This is a genomic window from Curtobacterium sp. MEB011 (assembly GCF_030209655.1).
Classification (GTDB): Bacteria; Actinomycetota; Actinomycetes; order Actinomycetales; family Microbacteriaceae; genus Curtobacterium; species Curtobacterium poinsettiae.
On record NZ_JARVRN010000003.1, the window covers coordinates 244,433 to 261,065 of the forward strand.

A 16,633-nucleotide genomic window follows, 5' to 3' on the forward strand; every position below is an offset into this window, starting at 1 on the left:
CCCTTCGACACCCACCACAGAAAGCGAGTTCCCCATGGACATCGGAGTCTTCATCCCGATCGGCAGCAACGGCTGGCTCATCTCCACCACGTCGCCCCAGTACAAGCCGTCGTTCGACCTGAACCTCGAGATCGTGCAGAAGGCCGAGGCGTACGGCTTCGACTTCGCCCTGTCGATGATCAAGCTGCGCGGCTTCGGTGGCCCGAGCGGCTTCTGGGACGAGAACCTCGAGTCCTTCACCCTGATGGCCGGTCTCGCCGCCCGCACCGAACGGATCCGCCTGTTCGCGACGACCGCGGTCCTCACCATCCCGCCGGCGATCGCGGCACGCATGGCGGCGACCGTCGACTCGATCTCGCACGGCCGCTTCGGGCTGAACCTGGTCGCCGGGTGGCAGAAGGCGGAGTACGACCAGATGGGCCTGTGGCCGGGCGACGAGGTGCACTTCAAGCGCCGCTACGCGTACCAGACCGAGTACATGCAGGTGATGAAGGAGCTGTGGGAGACCGGCCGGAGCGACTTCCACGGCGAGTACTTCCAGATGGACGACTGCCGGATGCTGCCGCGGCCGACGTCGCACATCCCGATCGTCTCGGCCGGTCAGTCGTCCCAGGGCATGGCGTTCGCCGCGGAGTACTCGGACTACAACTTCTCGATGGGCGTCGGTGTGAACACCCCGACCGCCTACGCCGAACAGAACCAGGCCCTGCTCGAGGCACGCGAGAAGACCGGCCGTGACGTCGGCTCCTACGTGCTCTTCATGGTGATCGCCGACGAGACCGACGAGGCCGCCCAGGCGAAGTGGGAGCGGTACAGCGACGGGGTCGACGTCGAGGCCATCGCCTGGATGACCGGCCAGGCGCTCACCGACGCCGAGGGCGAGGACGGCAACACGGCCAAGCGGATCTCGCTGCCCGAGGGGGCCGTGAACATGAACATGGGCACGCTCGTCGGCTCCTACGAGCACGTCGCCGCGATGCTCGACGAAGCCGCCGCCGTCGAGGGCACCAAGGGCATCATGCTGGTGTTCGACGACTTCCTGCAGGGGATGGACGACTTCGGCACCCGCATCCAGCCGCTGATGCGCACCCGCGAGGGCGTCGCGTCCGCTGCTCCGAGCGCGGTCACCGCATGAGCGCCGCCGCGAGCCGACCGGTCATCGAGGTCGCGGTCGTCCAGGCCGGCGAGACCCCCGCTGACGGCGACACCGCACTCGACGAACTCATCGCCCTGTTCGAGCAGGCCGCGGAGGGTGCCGACCTGGTCGTGTTCCCCGAGCTCTGCACCACGCCCTACTTCTGCGGCGTGGTCAACGACAGCCGGAAGTCCTGGGCAAAGCCGGTCCCCGGTCCGGCGACCGCCCGCTTCGCGAGCGCGGCGAAGCGGCTGGGCACCGCCGTCGCCTTCGGTCTCTACGAGGACGCGGGCGATGCGCAGTACAACAGCGCGGTGCTCATCGACGCCGACGGCACGCTCGTGCACGGCACCGACGTGCACGGCGACCGCGTGGCGTCGTACCGCAAGACGTCGATCCCGACGAACGCGATCTCCGACGTCGACGAGAAGCACTACTTCGCCGCCGGTTCCGGACCGGTCGTGTTCGACGCGCTCGGCACCCGCTTCGGCATGCTCATCTGCTACGACCGGAGCTTCCCCGAGTACTGGCTCGCGTCACGTGCCGCCGGGGCCGAGGTGATGCTCGTGCTCGTGTCGTCGATGGGCTTCCGCGAGACCCTGTTCACCCAGGAACTGCAGGTCCGCGCGCTCGAGACGCAGACGTGGGTCCTCGCCCCGAACCGCGGCGGCGAAGAAACCGTCGACGGCAAGACCGTCAGCTACTTCGGTCGGTCCTCGGTCGTCTCACCACGGGGTGACCTGGTCGTCTCGGCCCCCGCCCACCAGGCGGGGCCGATCATCCGGGCCACCGTCGACGTCGGCGAGGTCGCGGCAGCCCGCCGGGACTTCCCGCTCGGACGTGACCGGCAGCCCGGGGTGTTCCGGTACCTGGCCGACGCCCACGCAGCGGCGGCGGTCCCGGCGTGACGGACGTCGCTGCCCTGGTCCGCGGCACCATCGCACCGCAGCTCGACCGCGCGCTGGCCGCGAGCCGCGCGAACCCGTTGCCCGCCGCCCCGTCGGCGCTGCCCGCGGAACCGGCCCACAGCGCGCAGCTGTTCGGCCGGCTCCTCGGCGCGGCGATCGACGGGGCCCCGGCGCCGACCGCTGCCGGTCCGGACGACGACCTGGCGGCGTCCCGGGCTGCCACCGACCCCGCTGGCGCCTCGGTCGTCGAACTCCTCGCCGCGTACCGGTCCGGCACCACGACCCCTTCCGAGGTCCTCGCCGCACTCGCCCCGCACTGGACGAGCGACGACGTCTGGTCGGACGCCGTCCTGCGCCTGGTGCAGGGGGCCGAGGAAGCCGCCGCCGAGTCCACCCGCCGCTGGGCGGACGGCGAGGCCCGACCGCTCGAGGGCATCCCGTTCGCGGTGAAGGACATCATCGACGTCGCGGGGACGATCGTCACGAGCGGCTCGCTCCAGACCGGTGACCGTGTGGCCCCGAAGGACGCCACCGTCGTGGCTCGGCTCCGCTCCGCCGGCGCGATCCCGGTGTTCACGGCGGCCACCACCGAGTTCGCCTGCGGCGGGCCGCACAACGCCCGGTACGGCGCCGTGCGGAACCCGTGGGACCCCGAGCGCTGGACCGGTGGCTCCTCGACCGGGTCGGGTTCGGCGCTGGCCGCCCGGATCGTCCCGCTCGCGCTCGGGTCCGACACCGGCGGATCGATCCGCGTCCCGTCCGCCCTCTGCGGGACCACGGGGATCAAGCCGACGTACGGCCTCGTGCCGCGCACCGGGGTCGCGAGCCTGTCGTGGACGCTCGACCACGTCGGCCCGATGGCACGCTCGGCCGAGGACCTCGCCCTCGTCCTGGCGGTCATCGCCGGTTCCGACGGCGAGGACCCGACGACGTTCCCCACCGTGCCGCTCATCGAGGCCGCGCCCGAACGGGTCGAGGGGCTCCGGATCGGGGTCCCGCTCGACTGGTTCACCGAACGCGTCGACCGCGCGGTGCTCGACGCACACGCTGCGGCGGTCGAGCGCTTCCGCGAGCTCGGCGCGACACTCGTGCCGATCGAGTTCGACGACCTGGAGTCGATCGACTCTGAGTGCTGGACGGTGTTCTACGGGGAGCTCGCCGCGAACCAGGAGGCCAACGCCGACACGGCCGACCTGTTCGACGCCGGCACCCGCGCGCGGTTCGACGTCTCGTTCCTGCCGACCGCGGCGGACTACCTCCGGGCACTCCGCCGTCGCCCGCTCGTGCAGGCCGCGATGGTCGCGCGGATGGACGAAGCCGGCGTGGACGTGGTGCTCACCCCCGGGATCGGCGCCACCGCCCCGCGGCTCGACGACCTGACGATGTCGGTCGACGGCGAGCGGTTCAACCTGCACGACGTCATCCCCCGGAACACCCGGCTGTTCGACTACGTGGGGTTCCCCGCGCTGATGATGCCGGCGGGCACCGCGCCGGACGGCCTGCCCGTCGGCGTGCAGCTCGTCGCGCGGCCGTGGGACGACCGCCTGGTGCTGTCCGCGGCCGCCGCCTTCCAGCGGGTCACGACGCACCACCGCCTGGTGCCGCCGTCGTCCGCCGTGCGAGGGCCGACCGATCGGTAGCCGCACCATCGACGAGGGCGCTGCCCGGCGACGCGCCTGGCAGGTGCTCTGCGCGTCGAGCCTGAGCGTCGTCCTCGTCTTCATCTCCTCGAGCGCGCTCCTCATCGCGCTCCCCGACGTCAGCCGTGACCTCGACGCCAGCGCCGTGCAGTCCAGCTGGGTGCTCCTCAGCTACATGCTCACCACGACCACCCTCATCCTGGTCTTCGGGCGCATCGCCGACCTCGTCGGTCGGCGCCGTCTGTACATCGCCGGCATCCTCGTCTTCCTGCTCGCCTCCCTCGCCTGCGGCTTCGCCCCGGACGCCGCGGTGCTGCTCGGTGCCCGACTCGTGCAGGGCGTGGGGGCGGCAGCGATCGTCACCAACACGACCGCGCTGCTCACCGATGTCTTCCCGGAGTCGATCCTGTCGCTCGGCCTCGGCCTGAACGCCACCGTCGCCGCGGTGGGCCAGGTCATCGGGCCCGTCGTGGGCGGGCTGGTCGCCGAGTCGTTCGGGTGGCGGTGGATCTTCCTCGCCGGCGTGCCGATCTCACTGGCCGGACTCATCTGGTCGCTCCGGCTGATCCCGCACAGCACGCGTCCCCCTTCCGGCGAGCGCCTCGACGTGCCGGGGTCAGTCCTGTCCGTCACGGCCGTCGGGCTGCTCGTCGGTGCGGTCTCGACCGGCGGCTCGATCGGCTGGTCGGCCGTGCCCGTCGTCGCGATGACCGCCGGCGCGGTCGTGCTCGGCGGTGTGTTCGTGTGGACGCAACGCCGGGTCGCGCACCCCCTCGTCGACCCGGCGATCTTCCGCGACCGCACCACCATCACCCTGTTCTCCGCCGCCGGGCTGTGCGCCCTGTCCAGCTACGCACTGGTCCTGCTGGCGTCGCTGTCGTTCCAGGCCGTCGACGGCAAGGACGCTGTCGACGCCGCGCTCTGGGTGCTGCCCACGCCCATCGGCACGACGGTCGCAGCGGTGAGCGCGGGCTTCCTCGCCCGTCGGGTCGCCGCGCGGACGCTGTCGACCATCGGCATGCTCCTGATCGCGCTCGGCGCCGCGGTGCTCGCGGTGTCCCTCGCCGACGGCGACGCCTACGCCGTCACCGCCACCGGCCTCGGCGCCGTCGGGGTCGGCACGGGCGTGTTCATGACGCCGAGCACGTCGGCACTGATGACCCGCGTCCCGGAGCACCGCCGCGGCATCGCGAACGCCATCCGGTCGGCCCTGCAGAACGCCGGCTTCCTGTTCTCGACGGCACTCGGCCTCGCGATCGCGACGGGCGGCCTGTCCGCGGCGCAGGCGGCCGCGGCCTACGACGGCAGCCTGCTCAGCCTGCCGTCCGGCGACGTCCAGGTGTTCGTCGACGGCGTCCGCGCCGCGGCGCTGACGTTCGCCGGCTGCGCGGCCCTGGGGGCGCTCATCGTCGCGTTCGGTCCGTTCGGGCCTCCCGACCGGGAGGCGCCACTCCGACCCGACAGGTCGGGTCCCCTCCCCGAGCCGGGGGCGTCCACGTGACCGTCCTCACCCTGGCAACGACCACCCACGACGGAAGCAGGACACCATGACCGACGACCACCAGGACTACGCGGCAGCCGGCTTCACCGGCACGCTGCAGCCAGGACGACGCGCTGCGCTCGTCGTCGTCGACCCGGTCCGCGCGTACGTGGACCCCGGCTGCGGGCTCTACGCGGGGGTCGAGGAACCCGTCGAACGGATGCGGGAGCTCACGACCGCCGCTCGGGCAGCCGGGGTGCACGTGGCGATCACCACGATGGCGCTCTCGGCCGACGGGTCCAACGCCGGCGTGTTCTTCCGCAAGGTGCCGGCACTCGCCGCGTACCTGCCGGGTGCGTCCACGGGGGCGTTCGTCGACGGGCTCGAACCCCTCGACGGCGACACCGTGGTGCCCAAGCAGTACCCGAGCGCGTTCTTCGGCACGTCCCTGGCCGCCGACCTCGTCGCCCGCGGCGTCGACACGCTCTTCATCGCGGGGCTGTCGACGAGCGGGTGCATCCGCGCGACCGCCACGGACGCCATGCAGCACGGCTTCGTCCCGATCGTCGTGCGCGAAGCCGTCGGCGACCGGTTGCCGAGCGTGCACGAGGCGAACCTGTTCGACATCGCCGCCAAGATCGGCGAGGTCTGGGCCATGGACCGGGTCCTCGAGCACTGGGACGCGGCATGAGCACCACGACGCGCATCGAGGCGCCGGTCCGGGGCCGGCCGCGCAGCGCTGCCGTCGGCGAGTCCGTGTACACCGCGTGCGTCGAGATCCTGGCCGAGGGCGACCCCCGGGCGTTCACGATCCGGGCCGTCGCCGACGCGGCCGGCGTGGGTGCGGCGACGATCTACCGGCGGTGGTCGAGCAAGGAGGTCCTGCTCACCGAGACCGTGATCCGGCTGATGGAGGAGCACATCCCGACGGTGCAGGATGCCCCCATCGCCGCGGGTGTCCTGGGCCTCACCCGGGGATGGGTGCACGCCCTCGTCGCGACGCCGGTCGGTCGGGCGCTCCCGCTCATCGTGGAGACCGCGTCGCACGAGCCGCGGGTCGCCGAGGCCGTGGCCGAGTGGCACCTGGACCGGCGGCTCCGGGTGAACGCGATGCTGCAGCGGGCGATGGACGCCGGCGACCTGCGACCGGACGTCGACCTCGGCATCGCCGTGGACCTGCTCGGCGGGCCGACGTTCTACCGACGCGTGTTCGTCTCGCTCGACATCCAGGCGCCCGACTACCCGGTGCGGCTGGCCCGGGAGTTCCTGCGGTGGGCCGGTTGGACCGGCGACCTGTCGACGGTGGGGGTGGCCTCGTGACCGGGACCGTGCCGGAGGGGTTCGCCCCGTCCGCTGCCTGGACCGACATGGGGGTCGGGACGACTCCGTCGGCACCGGGTCACTGGATCGGGTTCAACCGACGCTCCGACGCGGCCCGCCAGGTGTCCGACCTGATCCGGGCCGACATCGTCGCGGGGCGGTTCACCGGTCCGCTGCCGTACGAGTGGGAGCTGCTCGACCTGTACGGCACGACGCGGAACGTCCTGCGGGCTGCCCTCGCGTTGCTCAAGGAACAACGGCTGCTCACCCGTGCGCCGCGATCGGGCACGTTCGGTGTGCGGCCCGTCGCCTCGGTGAGCCTGGCCCGCACGTCCGACGAGGTCACGATCTACGGCGAGACGGCCGGGGGCAGCGTGTTCGAGTCGCCCCGGCTCAGCATCGTGCACCTGTGCGTGCAGCAGGTGACCGCGCCGGAGACCGTCCGGCGGAACCTGGAGATGACCGGCAGCAGCGCCTTCTTCGTCGAGAGCCTCATCTCGTTCGACGGCGAACCGAGCCGGGTCCGGACGAGCTGGGTCCCGCACGAGCGCTTCCCCGACCTGGTCGCCGAACCGCTCACCGAGTACGTGCCGGACGTGCTCGTCAGGAAGGCCGGCGCGCGGCCGGAGGCACGACGGCTGCTCCTGAGCACCGTGAACGCCGACCAGTGGACGGCCGACCTGCTCGACATCGATCCCGGCCAGGCGATCTTCCACATCGAACGGTTGATGTGCCTGGCCGACGGGACACCCGTCGAGTACGGGTTCTCGCGGTACCGCGGCGACCGGGCGGTGATCGACTCCCGGATCACGTGAGGCACGGGCGGGGATCGTCAGTCCGTGCGCACCGAGAAGACGTCGCCCGGCTGGCAGCCGAGCACCTCGCACAGTCGGGTGAGGGTGGAGAACCGGATCGCGCGGGCCCGGTTGTTCTTGAGCACCGAGAGGTTGACGACGGTCACACCGACGCGGTCGGCGAGCTCGGTCAGGGTCATCCCCCGCGCGGCCAGCAGATCGTCGAGGTGACAGACGACCGCGTGGCCGTCCTCCTGTTCCGGGGGCATCAGACCAGCCCGGCCTGGTCCCGCACCATCCGCTGCGAGGCGGTGAGCGCGAACCGGAAGCAGACGACGACGAGCAGGCCGAGGTACACGGGCAGGAACTGGTGATCGACCACCGGCGTGGGCAGGTACCCGTCCCAGCCGAGCCCGGACACGACCCAGTTCCACCCCATCCGGCGGACGAACGACGGCAGGAACCCGGCGGCCAGCACCGCGCCGGCGAGCCAGTCGAGGATCCGGGGGGTCGAGCGGTCGAAGAGCCCGCCGCGCGAGATCTTCCAGGCCACCGCCGCCACCAGGGCGATCAGGACGCTGACGAGCAGGACCTCGAGGGCGTCGCCGACGCGGATGCACCCGATCGCACCACCCGGCAGGTCGGCGACCGGCGCCCGGAGCACGAGCTGGTCGGACGTCACCGTCGCGCCACCCGGGGGCTGCGGGATGGCCCTCGTCTCACGCATCCGGATCGGCACCGCCACCGTGCCCGAGGTGATCGACTGGACGAGCTGTTCGACGTACCGCCAGACGACGAACACGATGCCGATGGCGCACGAGACGACGTAGGCCAAGTAGGAGTTCCGCCCGCGGGGCGGTTCGTAGACGGGTGTGGTCATGGCTGCTTCCCCTGTCGATCATCGATACCATCGAATTTCGATGCAACGATAAACGATGGGTCCGGCTCGGGCAAGCCCCTACAGCAGCCCGAACGCCGCCTGCACGCCGAGGCTCGTCCCAGCCACCAGGACCCAGAGCGCGATGCCGAGCAGCATCGGACGGAACCCGGCACGTCGCAGCGCCGCGAAGTCCGTCGAGCAGCCGATCGCGGCGAGCGCCACCGTGATGAGGAACGAGGCGGCGGTCGCGAACCCCGGTGCCACGGACGCGGGCAGGACCCCGACCGTCCGGAGCAGCACCACCACGAGGAACCCGATCAGGAACCACGGCACCAAGCGGAACACGCGGAATCCGCGGCCCGACCCCGAGGCGGGGGCGAGTTGCTCGCGGGAGGCGCGGCGGGCCTCCAGTCCGGCCAGCCCGATGACGATCGGGATGATCATCAGGGTGCGCACCAGCTTCACGACGACCGCGGTGTCGGTCGCCTGGCGACCGTAGACGGTCGCGGTGGCGACGACGGACGACGTGTCGTTCACGGCGGTGCCCGCGAAGACGCCGAAGGCGTGCTGGCTGAGGCCGAGGGCGTGCCCGAGCAGCGGGAAGGCGAAGACGGCGGCGATGTTGCAGAGGAAGATCGTGGACATCGCGTAGGCGACGTCGGCGCTCACCGCGCCGATCACGGGTGTCACGGCGGCGATCGCCGAGGCACCGCAGATGCCGGTCCCGACACCGATCAGGGTGCGGAGCGCGCCCGACACCCGGAGCAGTCGACCGATCCCCCACGCGGCCACCAGGCAGACGACGAGCGTCGCGAGCATCACCGGCAGGGTCTCACCGCCGATGCGCAGCACCTCGCCGATGGACAGCTGCGCGCCGAGCAGGACCACCGCGAACTGCAGCACCCGGCTGGACGAGAACTTCACCCCGGGGGCGAGCACCGCGAGTGTGCCACCGGTGCGACGCCGGACGAGCCACCCCACCACGGCACCGATCAGGACGGCGGGGACGGGGCCGCCGACCACCGGGACGACCCGGCCGACCAGGGTGGCGACGATGCCGATCGCGACGGCGAGGGCGACACCGGGGGCGGCTGCACGGACGGACTGCATGAGGACAGCATGTCGTGCCGGCAGATGCCGCGCTCGCGGAACGGGCGTCACCGCGACGGGCAGCGCCCGATCGTCACTGAGCGGGCGGGGTGTCACCCGTCATGTCGACGCGGCCGGTCTCGTCGTTCCAGGTGAAGGTGGCCGTGGTCCGGCCGGAGGGTGCTGCGTTCGGTTCGCCCGCCTTCGCGAACTTGTAGGTCACCGTCACGGCCGACTCGCTCCGTCGTTCGATCGTCGGCTCGAAGGCGTACTGCTCGGCAGTGGCGGTGCCGAGGTACCGGCCTTCGTGGAACAGCAGGATCGCGTACGGGGAGCCGGCTGTGGCGAACTCGGGTTCGACCACGGACCAGGACAGCGGCGCGCAGGCGTCGTAGCCGGAGTAGTCGGCGTTCGCGGCGTCCCACTTCGCGTCCTCGAGTCCGGCGGGCAGCGGCAGGGCCGCGATGCCCGCGGCAGCAGCCTCGGCGCCGCTCGTCGGCCCGCAGGTCGGGGTCGGGGTCGGCGTCGGCGTGCTCGCGGCGTCGGAGGGCGGGGCGGTGACGGTCTCGGTCACGGTCGGGGTCGCCGCGCTGCCGTCCGCCCCGTCCGCGCCGGAGCACCCCGTCAGCAGTGCGGCCAGGGTCGCAGTGGTCAGGATCAGGGCGGTTCTCGTCAGGCGCATCCCTCCACGCTGCCTGCGCCGCCGAACGGTCGCCCGCATCGTTACCGGGATGTGTCCCTCCGGACGCTGCAGCGGTGTGCCTGTGGCGTCCGCCGGCGTGCTGCCACACTGCTCCCATGCGGGGGATGCACCAGGGGACCGTCCGGGTCGAGGTCCGGGACGACCAGATCGACGGACCACACGGGCCGGTCCCCGTCCGTCGGTACCGACCGGCCGATCCGAGCGCCAGCACGGGAGCCCCGACCCTGGTCTGGGTCCACGGCGGCGGGTTCTTCCGGGGCGACCTCGAACTGCCCGAGTCCGACGCCGTCGCACGGGCACTCGCCGAGCGCGGGCTGCCGGTCGTGACCGTCGGCTACCGCCTCGGACCGCTGCCCGGGCTGCCCTGGCTCGGCCGGGGTGGACCACGTGGGCGACGACGGGCACCGCACGCGCGGGACGAGATCGTCGCCGTCCTCCACCACCTGCAGGACGAGGCACCCTCGGGTCTGCTGCTCGGCGGGGCGAGCGCCGGTGCGTGCTTGGCGGCCTCCGCGGTCGCGACCGCCCCGGCACTGGTCGGCCTCGTGCTGACCTACGGGTTCTTCCACGCCCGACTCCCCCGCGACCGGGCGGTGCGGCGACTCGTCCGCGGACACCGGTGGTTCACGCACGCCCCGGTGCTGTTGGACCTGAGCAACCGGGCGTACGCGGGCGGCCACCCCGCTGCGGTCTACCCGGCGTCCGACGACCTCACCCGGTTCCCTCGCACCCTGATGGTCGACGCCGAGCGGGACGTGATGCGCGGGTCGGGGGAACGCTTCGCGGGCGAGCTCGAGCACGCGGGCGTCCCCGTCGAACGTCACGTCCTGCCGGACAGCCGTCACGCGTTCCTCAACCGACCCGGCACGCGGGACTTCGACGACGCGATCGACCGCATCGCCGCGTGGGCGGATCGGACACCCGACCACCGGACGCCCGACCACCACACGCCCATCCGCTGAGCGCTCTTCCACGGGCGAACGGCGGACATCGGGGAACGCCGCGCCCGAGGCGGACGTACTCTGGGAACGGAAGCAACGGCGGTTCCGAATCCCCTTCGCCACGCTTCCCCCGTGGCGTCTCACCACCGTGACGAAGAGTTCCATCGTGACCGAACACCTCATCGAGTACGTCGCCCGCGACCGCACGGGCATCACCGCCGTCGTGACACCGACCGGTGTCATCGACGTGGACACCGTGATCCAGCACATCCGCGCCGGCCACGCGGGGTACTACGTGGCTGCCGACTCGTGGAAGCGCGCGCCGGTCCGGAGCATGTCGTTCATCGGCGGGACCTACCTGTTCGCGAACTGGGACGGCTCGAAGCGGAACATGCTGCACGACCTGGCGTTCCGGTCGCCGACCCGCTCGATCGAGACGATCCACGAGCCGGAGTCCCGGTTCTCGCGGTTCCTCGACGCACTGTTCGGCAAGCGGACGCCGCAGCGCTGACCCTCGGCAACCGGCCCGTGGGAGCATTGCCGGACAGACAGAAGGGGGAGCACATGCTCGCACGAGAGGTGTCCGAGAAGCGGTTCCGGCCGACCAAGTTCCGCGACGGGTACGACCAGCGCCAGGTCGATGCGTTCCTCGACCGGATCCAGGCCACCCTGACCGGGTACGAGCAGCGGCGGCCCGTCGACCCGCTCACGCCGGAACAGGTCATGGATGTGCGGTTCCAGCCGACGAAGTTCCGCGAGGGGTACGACCAGGGGCAGGTCGACGACTTCCTCGACGAGGTCGTCGTCGCACTGCGCCAGCACGGCGCCCGCTGAAGCGGTCACCGGCGGTGCAGGTGACCGCCTGGAGGCGCGGCGTGCGTCACGGACGCAGGTCGCGCCTCCAGGCGGTCGCGGCGGTCAGCGGACCGACTTGATGGGCAGGATCACCAGGGCACCGAGGATGACGGCGACGCCGGCACCCCAGAGCATGAGCGTGTAGTTCTGGCCACCACCGATACCGAGCAGGAACAGGCCGACGGCGGGGGCGAGTGACTGCGGCAACGCGTTCGCGATGTTGATGACGCCGAGGTCCTTGCCAGGGCGCTCCGGGTCGGGCAGCACGTCGACGACCAGGGCCGTGTCGATGGCGGCGTAGATGCCGAAGGCGAAGCCCAGGACGATCTCGGCGAAGTAGAACCCGCCGACCGTGTCGACGTGGGCCAGGATCACCAGACCGACGGCGGTCATGGCCGTCGAGCCCCAGACGAAGACCTTGCGACGTTGGATCCGGTCGGACACCCAGCCGGAGACCGCGGCGCTGACGAGCAGGGCGATCGTGTACAGGAGCACGCCGAACGCGACGACCCCGACCGCCTCGCCCTGCGGGAGCCCGATGCGGTCCTGCATGTACAGGAGTCGGTACGTCGTGAACATGAACGTGCCGAAGGTGATGAGGAAGCGGCCCCACCAGGCGAGCCCGAAGTCGCGGTGCTTGATGGGGTTCGTCCAGAACGAGCTGATCAGGTTGACCCAGCTGAAGGGCTTGACCGGAGTCGTCGGCAGGTCGTCACGGGCGACGAACGAGTAGACGAGGACCGCGACGATCGCCAGGACACCCGGTGCGATGAACAGGACCGGCAGGTTGCCGACCAGGTACACGGCCAGGTAGAGCCCGGCGAGGATCGCGATGTTCTGCGCCAGCGCGATGACGCTCGAGGCCTTGCCGCGCTGGAACTCCGGCACGTTGTCGGCGAAGCTCGCCGTCAGGGTCGAGAGCACCGCGTTGGCGGAGACCTGCGCGAGCACCCAGGCCAGGGTGAGCTGCAGCACGTCGGGCGAGAACGCGAGCCAGGCGAGGGATCCGACGAAGACCACGACGCCGCCGACCATCCACGGGCGACGACGACCCCACCGCGTTCGGGTGCGGTCGGAGAGCGCACCGAACAGCGGGTTGGCGAACAGGGCACCGAGCGCTCCGAACGGCAGGACCGAGCCGACGACGGTCTCGGGGCTCGTCGGGTTCAGCTCCGTGGCCTTGATCGACATGCTCACGAAGACGGGGGTGAGCAGGGCGACGAACAGGCCGAACTGGGCGAAGCTCAGGCCCCAGAGGTACCCGCGACCCACCCGGACGGTGCTGACGGACTGTGTGATGCCCTCGACCGAGAACGCTCGGGACGCAGCAGCGTCCGTGGCGGTGGCTCCGGCGGCTGCGGTGACCGCGGGGGACGCGGTCCCGGCGATGCCGCGGGTGGGTTCTTCCTTCGACGACGGTGTCGACATGACTCCTCCTCGAGTCATAGGGGGCTTCGGGGCCCTCGAATACCTAGCGCTGCTAGGTGATCGGGACTGTAGCACCGGAAACCGCAGGCCGGAAGGTTTTGCTCTGATTGTTTCGTCGGTGCGGATGCGTGCCGACGAAGAACGACACCGCCGTTGTCGGAGGACAACGACGGTGTCGTTCTGCATCGACCCGCAGGCCGGAAAGGAGCCGCTACTGCTCGCCGTCCTCTTCCGGGTTGAAGTGCGAGTCGTCGCCCGAGTGGCCCGCGGCCAGGCCGTCGGGGTTGTTCGGGATGGTGTTGTCGTCGCCGAGGCCGCCCGGCTTCTCGGTGCCCTCCGGGTCGTTCTTCGGGGCGTCGTGCGTGTTGCTGCTGTCGGTCATGAGCTGCTCCAGTGCAGGGATCGACCCGGCGGCACCGCCACCGGGGTACTGAGGACTCGGACAGTACGTGCCCCGCCTCGGAATCCACCGTCCGAGCGGGGGAAGCGGATGACACGGGCCGGGGCGCTCGGTAGATTGTTCAACAACCCGCGACGACAGGGAGCACCCGTGACGACGATCGACCTGAACAGCGACCTCGGCGAGGGCTTCGGCGCCTGGGCCATGGGCGACGACACCGCGATGCTCGACGTCGTCTCGAGCGCCAACGTCGCGTGCGGGTTCCACGCCGGCGACCCGACGATCATGCTCACCACCGCCCGCGCCGCCGCGGAACGCGGTGTGGCGATCGGCGCCCACGTGGCCTACCGCGACCTGATCGGCTTCGGCCGCCGCCCCGTGCACGTCACACCGGACGAGCTGTACGCCGACGTCGTCCACCAGCTCGGGGCGATGGCGGCCACCGCGCACGTCGCCGGCGCGGCCGTCACCTACGTCAAGCCGCACGGCGCCCTGTACAACACCGCCTGCGCCGACCCGGTGCAGGCCGAGGCGGTCGTCCGCGCCGTCGCCGACGTCGACCCGTCGCTCGCCGTGCTGGCGTTGCCCGGGTCGGAACTGCTGCTGGCGGCCGAACGACACGGGCTCCGCGCCGTGAGCGAGTCCTTCGCCGACCGTGCCTACGAACCCGACGGCTCGCTGGTGTCCCGGAAGCAGCCGGGGTCGGTGCTGCACGACCCGGACGAGGTCGCGGCGAGGGTGCTCCGCATGGTCACCGACGGCGTCGCGATCGCCGTCGACGGGTCCGAGATCGCGGTGCGTGCCGACTCGGTGTGCGTGCACGGCGACTCCCCCGACGCCGTCGCGATGGCCCGTGCGATCCGAGCACTCCTGACCGAGCACGGCGTGACGATCGCGCCGTTCGTGTTGCCCGCACCGCTCGCGCCGTGACGGGTCCCGACGTCCGCTCCGCTGGCGGCACCGCACTCCTCGCCACGTTCGAGTCGCTCGCCGAGGTCGTCGCCTTCCGCGCCGGGCTCGACGAGGCCTCCCTGCCCGGCCTGACCGAAATCGTCTCCGGCGCCCGGACGCTGCTGTTCCGGTTCGACCCCGCGACGACGGACACCGGTCGGCTCCGCTCGGAGCTGGCGCACGTCATCCCGGTCAGCGCCACGCTCGAAGCGCACGACACCGAACCGCTCGTCATCCCCGTCACCTACGACGGCGATGACCTCGACACCGTCACCGAACTGACCGGCATGCGGCGCGACGAACTCGTGGCGTGGCACACCGGGCAGCTCTGGACGAGCGCCTTCTGCGGCTTCGCCCCGGGCTTCAGCTACCTGACCGGCAGCGATCGACCGCTCGACCTGCCCCGCCGCAGCACCGCCCGCACGGCCGTCCCGAGCGGTGCCGTCGCGGTGGCCGGAGAGTTCAGCGCCGTCTACCCGCGGACATCGCCCGGCGGCTGGCAGCTCATCGGCCGCACCGACGTGCCGATGTGGTCGCTCGAGCGCACGCCCCCGGCGCTCGCGCCAGCCGGCACCCTCGTCCGCTTCGTCGTGGCGGGTGCGGCATGAGCGCGCTCACCGTCGTGCAGGTCGGCTACGGCGTGACCACGCAGGACCTCGGTCGCCCGGGCTTCAGCGACATGGGCCTCGGGGCGGCCGGCGCGGCCGACCGCGGGTCCGCAGCACTCGCCAACCGACTGGTCGGCAACCGTGCCGACGCGGCCGTCCTGGAGGCCGTGCTCGGCTCCGTCACGCTCCGCACCGACGCGTACGTGGTGGCGGCCGCCACCGGCGCGGCCTGCCCGGTCGAGGTCGAGCGGGCGGACGGATCGGTCCGCGGGGCGGCCTCGCACGAGGTGCTGCTGCTGGCCCCGGGCGACACGCTCCGCATCGGCACCGCGACCGTGGGCCTGCGCGCCTACATCGCGGTCCTCGGGGGCTTCGCGGTGGAACCGGTGCTCGGCAGCCGCTCGTGGGACTCCCTGGCGCGCCTCGGTCCGCCGCCGCTGTCGGCCGGCGACCTCCTGCCGGTCGGCGGAGCCCGGGTCTCGTGGCCGGTCGTCGACGCGGTGCCGCAGCCCGAACCGCGGTGGCCGGACGAGCCGGTCGTGCTCGACGTGGTGCCCGGGCCGCGCGACGACTGGTTCACCCCGGAGTGGCGATCGACCCTGACCGGTCAGGACTTCACCGTCAGTGCGGACAGCGACCGCGTGGGGGTACGCACCACGGCTGCGACGCCGCTCGCCCGCTCCGTGACACGCGAGCTGCCGAGCGAGGGTGTCGAGACGGGATCGCTGCAGGTGCCGCCCGAGGGGTTCCCCGTGCTGTTCCTCGCCGACCACCCGGTCACCGGCGGCTACCCGGTCGTCGCGGTCCTGACGCCCCGGTCGGTCGACCGTGCCGCGCAGCTCCGGCCTGGTGATCCGCTCCGGTTCCGCATCCTCGACTGACCGACCCGGAACAAGCGCAGGGGGTCCGGAGTTGGCTTGGACACCGCTGACGAAAGGTTCCCCATGTCGATCACCGTCCTGCTCGAGGTCCAGTTCCAGAGCGACGCCCCCGAAGACGCGCTCCAGGGTGCGATCCGCGAGACGCTCGAACAGACCGCGTCGTTCCACGGCCTGGAGTCGCTCGAGGTCCTGGTCGACGACGAGGACCCGGCGCGCATGGTCGTCGTCGAGTCGTGGACGACCGCCGCGGACCACGACACGTACGTGGCCTGGCGTGCGACGCCCGAGGGTGCTCCGGCGATGGCACCGTTCCTCGAAGCGACACCGGTCACCCGCACCTTCGCGCGGACCATCCCGCTCCACTGAGCCGACACCGGCGCCGCCCCACGGCGCATGGGTCGGCGTCGGCCGCGGTCGGTCAGACCACGTCGTCGTCGGTGTCGAGCGGCACCGGCCGTTCGTCGCCGGGGAGCACTTCGTCGTCCGCGTCGTCGACCACCGGGAGGTCGTCGGGGTCGAGCACGGTCGGCTCCGGTTCGTAGTCGGTCTCCTGCGCCTCGCGGAAGTCGTCGAGGGTCTCGTCGTCCTTCGGATCGCTCATGGCCCCGAAGGTACCTCCG

At 71.8% G+C, this 16,633-nt stretch carries 20 protein-coding genes and 2 pseudogenes; 15 read left to right on the top strand and 7 right to left on the bottom strand.

All coding sequences use genetic code 11. From position 1 onward, the window contains the following. Nucleotides 1-34 precede the first annotated feature (34 nt). Genes rutA through QRN30_RS05195 form a run of 7 tightly spaced genes read left to right on the top strand, consistent with a single transcriptional unit; the run spans nucleotide 35 to nucleotide 7,298 of the window. Complete coding sequence (gene rutA, locus QRN30_RS05165) at nucleotides 35-1,135, top strand: pyrimidine utilization protein A (protein ID WP_042540642.1); 1,101 nt, start codon at nucleotides 35-37, stop codon at nucleotides 1,133-1,135. Continuing rightward, nucleotides 1,132-2,043 (top strand): carbon-nitrogen hydrolase family protein, encoded by a 912-nt coding sequence (locus QRN30_RS05170; RefSeq protein ID WP_284760582.1) that lies wholly within the window; start codon nucleotides 1,132-1,134, stop codon nucleotides 2,041-2,043. The genes rutA and QRN30_RS05170 overlap by 4 nt, the downstream gene beginning before the upstream one ends. Continuing rightward, nucleotides 2,040-3,683 carry an amidase gene (locus QRN30_RS05175; protein WP_284760583.1) on the top strand — a complete coding sequence of 548 codons (1,644 nt, stop codon included), beginning with the start codon at nucleotides 2,040-2,042 and terminating at the stop codon, nucleotides 3,681-3,683. Before QRN30_RS05170 ends, QRN30_RS05175 begins: the two co-directional genes overlap by 4 nt. A gap of 43 nt (nucleotides 3,684-3,726) precedes the next feature. Further along, complete coding sequence (locus tag QRN30_RS05180; protein ID WP_194590791.1) at nucleotides 3,727-5,184, top strand: MFS transporter; 1,458 nt, start codon at nucleotides 3,727-3,729, stop codon at nucleotides 5,182-5,184. A gap of 46 nt (nucleotides 5,185-5,230) precedes the next feature. Further along, on the top strand, nucleotides 5,231-5,854 hold the full coding sequence (locus QRN30_RS05185) for an isochorismatase family protein (protein WP_017886846.1): 624 nt from the start codon (nucleotides 5,231-5,233) through the stop codon (nucleotides 5,852-5,854). Further along, nucleotides 5,851-6,483 (top strand): TetR/AcrR family transcriptional regulator, encoded by a 633-nt coding sequence (locus QRN30_RS05190; RefSeq protein ID WP_111040109.1) that lies wholly within the window; start codon nucleotides 5,851-5,853, stop codon nucleotides 6,481-6,483. Before QRN30_RS05185 ends, QRN30_RS05190 begins: the two co-directional genes overlap by 4 nt. Beyond that, complete coding sequence (locus tag QRN30_RS05195; RefSeq protein WP_017886848.1) at nucleotides 6,480-7,298, top strand: GntR family transcriptional regulator; 819 nt, start codon at nucleotides 6,480-6,482, stop codon at nucleotides 7,296-7,298. Before QRN30_RS05190 ends, QRN30_RS05195 begins: the two co-directional genes overlap by 4 nt. A 17-nt stretch (nucleotides 7,299-7,315) precedes the next feature. On the opposite strand, the gene QRN30_RS05200 is transcribed toward QRN30_RS05195, so the two are convergent. The 4 genes from QRN30_RS05200 to QRN30_RS05215 form a co-directional block, all read right to left on the bottom strand. Further along, nucleotides 7,316-7,546, bottom strand: coding sequence for a helix-turn-helix domain-containing protein (locus QRN30_RS05200; RefSeq protein WP_017886849.1), 231 nt, complete (start codon nucleotides 7,544-7,546; stop codon nucleotides 7,316-7,318). Beyond that, complete coding sequence (locus tag QRN30_RS05205; protein ID WP_017886850.1) at nucleotides 7,546-8,157, bottom strand: hypothetical protein; 612 nt, start codon at nucleotides 8,155-8,157, stop codon at nucleotides 7,546-7,548. Before QRN30_RS05205 ends, QRN30_RS05200 begins: the two co-directional genes overlap by 1 nt. Before the next feature lie 78 nt (nucleotides 8,158-8,235). Then, a complete protein-coding gene (locus tag QRN30_RS05210; RefSeq protein WP_017886851.1) occupies nucleotides 8,236-9,267 on the bottom strand; it encodes a YeiH family protein in 1,032 nt (343 codons plus the stop codon). A 73-nt stretch (nucleotides 9,268-9,340) separates the two neighbouring features. Then, nucleotides 9,341-9,928, bottom strand: coding sequence for an LppP/LprE family lipoprotein (locus QRN30_RS05215; RefSeq protein ID WP_140448778.1), 588 nt, complete (start codon nucleotides 9,926-9,928; stop codon nucleotides 9,341-9,343). A 125-nt stretch (nucleotides 9,929-10,053) separates the two neighbouring features. On the opposite strand from QRN30_RS05215, the gene QRN30_RS05220 reads away from it, so the two are divergent. The 4 genes and pseudogenes from QRN30_RS05220 to QRN30_RS05235 form a co-directional block, all read left to right on the top strand. Next, on the top strand, nucleotides 10,054-10,911 hold the full coding sequence (locus tag QRN30_RS05220) for an alpha/beta hydrolase (protein ID WP_194590794.1): 858 nt from the start codon (nucleotides 10,054-10,056) through the stop codon (nucleotides 10,909-10,911). Between the two features lie 145 nt (nucleotides 10,912-11,056). Continuing rightward, nucleotides 11,057-11,401, top strand: a complete 345-nt coding sequence (locus QRN30_RS05225; protein ID WP_056069993.1) for a hypothetical protein — start codon at nucleotides 11,057-11,059, stop codon at nucleotides 11,399-11,401. A 53-nt stretch (nucleotides 11,402-11,454) separates the two neighbouring features. Next, nucleotides 11,455-11,550, top strand: a pseudogene (locus QRN30_RS05230) (DivIVA domain-containing protein); the annotation flags it as partial. 9 nt (nucleotides 11,551-11,559) lie between these two features. Then, a pseudogene (locus QRN30_RS05235) lies at nucleotides 11,560-11,709 on the top strand (DivIVA domain-containing protein); the annotation flags it as partial. Nucleotides 11,710-11,808: 99 nt separating this feature from the next. On the opposite strand, the gene QRN30_RS05240 reads toward QRN30_RS05235, so the two are convergent. Both QRN30_RS05240 and QRN30_RS05245 read right to left on the bottom strand, forming a co-directional pair. Next, nucleotides 11,809-13,173: an MFS transporter gene (locus tag QRN30_RS05240; protein ID WP_052481922.1), complete on the bottom strand. Its 1,365-nt coding sequence runs from the start codon at nucleotides 13,171-13,173 to the stop codon at nucleotides 11,809-11,811. A 211-nt stretch (nucleotides 13,174-13,384) separates the two neighbouring features. Continuing rightward, complete coding sequence (locus QRN30_RS05245; protein WP_017886857.1) at nucleotides 13,385-13,555, bottom strand: hypothetical protein; 171 nt, start codon at nucleotides 13,553-13,555, stop codon at nucleotides 13,385-13,387. 168 nt (nucleotides 13,556-13,723) lie between these two features. Between QRN30_RS05245 and QRN30_RS05250 the strand changes: the two genes are divergently transcribed. From QRN30_RS05250 to QRN30_RS05265, 4 genes are all read left to right on the top strand, one after another. Continuing rightward, nucleotides 13,724-14,503 carry a LamB/YcsF family protein gene (locus QRN30_RS05250; RefSeq protein ID WP_056069985.1) on the top strand — a complete coding sequence of 260 codons (780 nt, stop codon included), beginning with the start codon at nucleotides 13,724-13,726 and terminating at the stop codon, nucleotides 14,501-14,503. Then, nucleotides 14,500-15,132: a 5-oxoprolinase subunit B family protein gene (locus QRN30_RS05255; protein WP_259552995.1), complete on the top strand. Its 633-nt coding sequence runs from the start codon at nucleotides 14,500-14,502 to the stop codon at nucleotides 15,130-15,132. Before QRN30_RS05250 ends, QRN30_RS05255 begins: the two co-directional genes overlap by 4 nt. Next, nucleotides 15,129-16,013 carry a 5-oxoprolinase subunit C family protein gene (locus QRN30_RS05260; RefSeq protein ID WP_056069979.1) on the top strand — a complete coding sequence of 295 codons (885 nt, stop codon included), beginning with the start codon at nucleotides 15,129-15,131 and terminating at the stop codon, nucleotides 16,011-16,013. Before QRN30_RS05255 ends, QRN30_RS05260 begins: the two co-directional genes overlap by 4 nt. 63 nt (nucleotides 16,014-16,076) lie before the next feature. Beyond that, nucleotides 16,077-16,379 (top strand): putative quinol monooxygenase, encoded by a 303-nt coding sequence (locus tag QRN30_RS05265; protein ID WP_017886861.1) that lies wholly within the window; start codon nucleotides 16,077-16,079, stop codon nucleotides 16,377-16,379. Nucleotides 16,380-16,431: 52 nt separating this feature from the next. Here QRN30_RS05265 and QRN30_RS05270 read toward each other — a convergent pair whose 3' ends face one another. Next, on the bottom strand, nucleotides 16,432-16,614 hold the full coding sequence (locus QRN30_RS05270; RefSeq protein ID WP_284760584.1) for a hypothetical protein: 183 nt from the start codon (nucleotides 16,612-16,614) through the stop codon (nucleotides 16,432-16,434). Nucleotides 16,615-16,633: the final 19 nt, after the last annotated feature.

Bases quoted from the DNA above. Each gene is read 5' to 3' on its own strand.
- rutA (WP_042540642.1), top strand. From the start codon at position 35: ATGGACATCGGAGTCTTCATCCCGATCGGCAGCAACGGCTGGCTCATC.
- QRN30_RS05170 (WP_284760582.1), top strand. From the start codon at position 1,132: ATGAGCGCCGCCGCGAGCCGACCGGTCATCGAGGTCGCGGTCGTCCAG.
- QRN30_RS05185 (WP_017886846.1), top strand. From the start codon at position 5,231: ATGACCGACGACCACCAGGACTACGCGGCAGCCGGCTTCACCGGCACG.
- QRN30_RS05190 (WP_111040109.1), top strand. From the start codon at position 5,851: ATGAGCACCACGACGCGCATCGAGGCGCCGGTCCGGGGCCGGCCGCGC.
- QRN30_RS05200 (WP_017886849.1), bottom strand. From the start codon at position 7,546: ATGCCCCCGGAACAGGAGGACGGCCACGCGGTCGTCTGTCACCTCGAC.
- QRN30_RS05205 (WP_017886850.1), bottom strand. From the start codon at position 8,157: ATGACCACACCCGTCTACGAACCGCCCCGCGGGCGGAACTCCTACTTG.
- QRN30_RS05210 (WP_017886851.1), bottom strand. From the start codon at position 9,267: ATGCAGTCCGTCCGTGCAGCCGCCCCCGGTGTCGCCCTCGCCGTCGCG.
- QRN30_RS05215 (WP_140448778.1), bottom strand. From the start codon at position 9,928: ATGCGCCTGACGAGAACCGCCCTGATCCTGACCACTGCGACCCTGGCC.
- QRN30_RS05220 (WP_194590794.1), top strand. From the start codon at position 10,054: ATGCACCAGGGGACCGTCCGGGTCGAGGTCCGGGACGACCAGATCGAC.
- QRN30_RS05240 (WP_052481922.1), bottom strand. From the start codon at position 13,173: ATGTCGACACCGTCGTCGAAGGAAGAACCCACCCGCGGCATCGCCGGG.
- QRN30_RS05245 (WP_017886857.1), bottom strand. From the start codon at position 13,555: ATGACCGACAGCAGCAACACGCACGACGCCCCGAAGAACGACCCGGAG.
- QRN30_RS05260 (WP_056069979.1), top strand. From the start codon at position 15,129: ATGAGCGCGCTCACCGTCGTGCAGGTCGGCTACGGCGTGACCACGCAG.
- QRN30_RS05265 (WP_017886861.1), top strand. From the start codon at position 16,077: ATGTCGATCACCGTCCTGCTCGAGGTCCAGTTCCAGAGCGACGCCCCC.
- QRN30_RS05270 (WP_284760584.1), bottom strand. From the start codon at position 16,614: ATGAGCGATCCGAAGGACGACGAGACCCTCGACGACTTCCGCGAGGCG.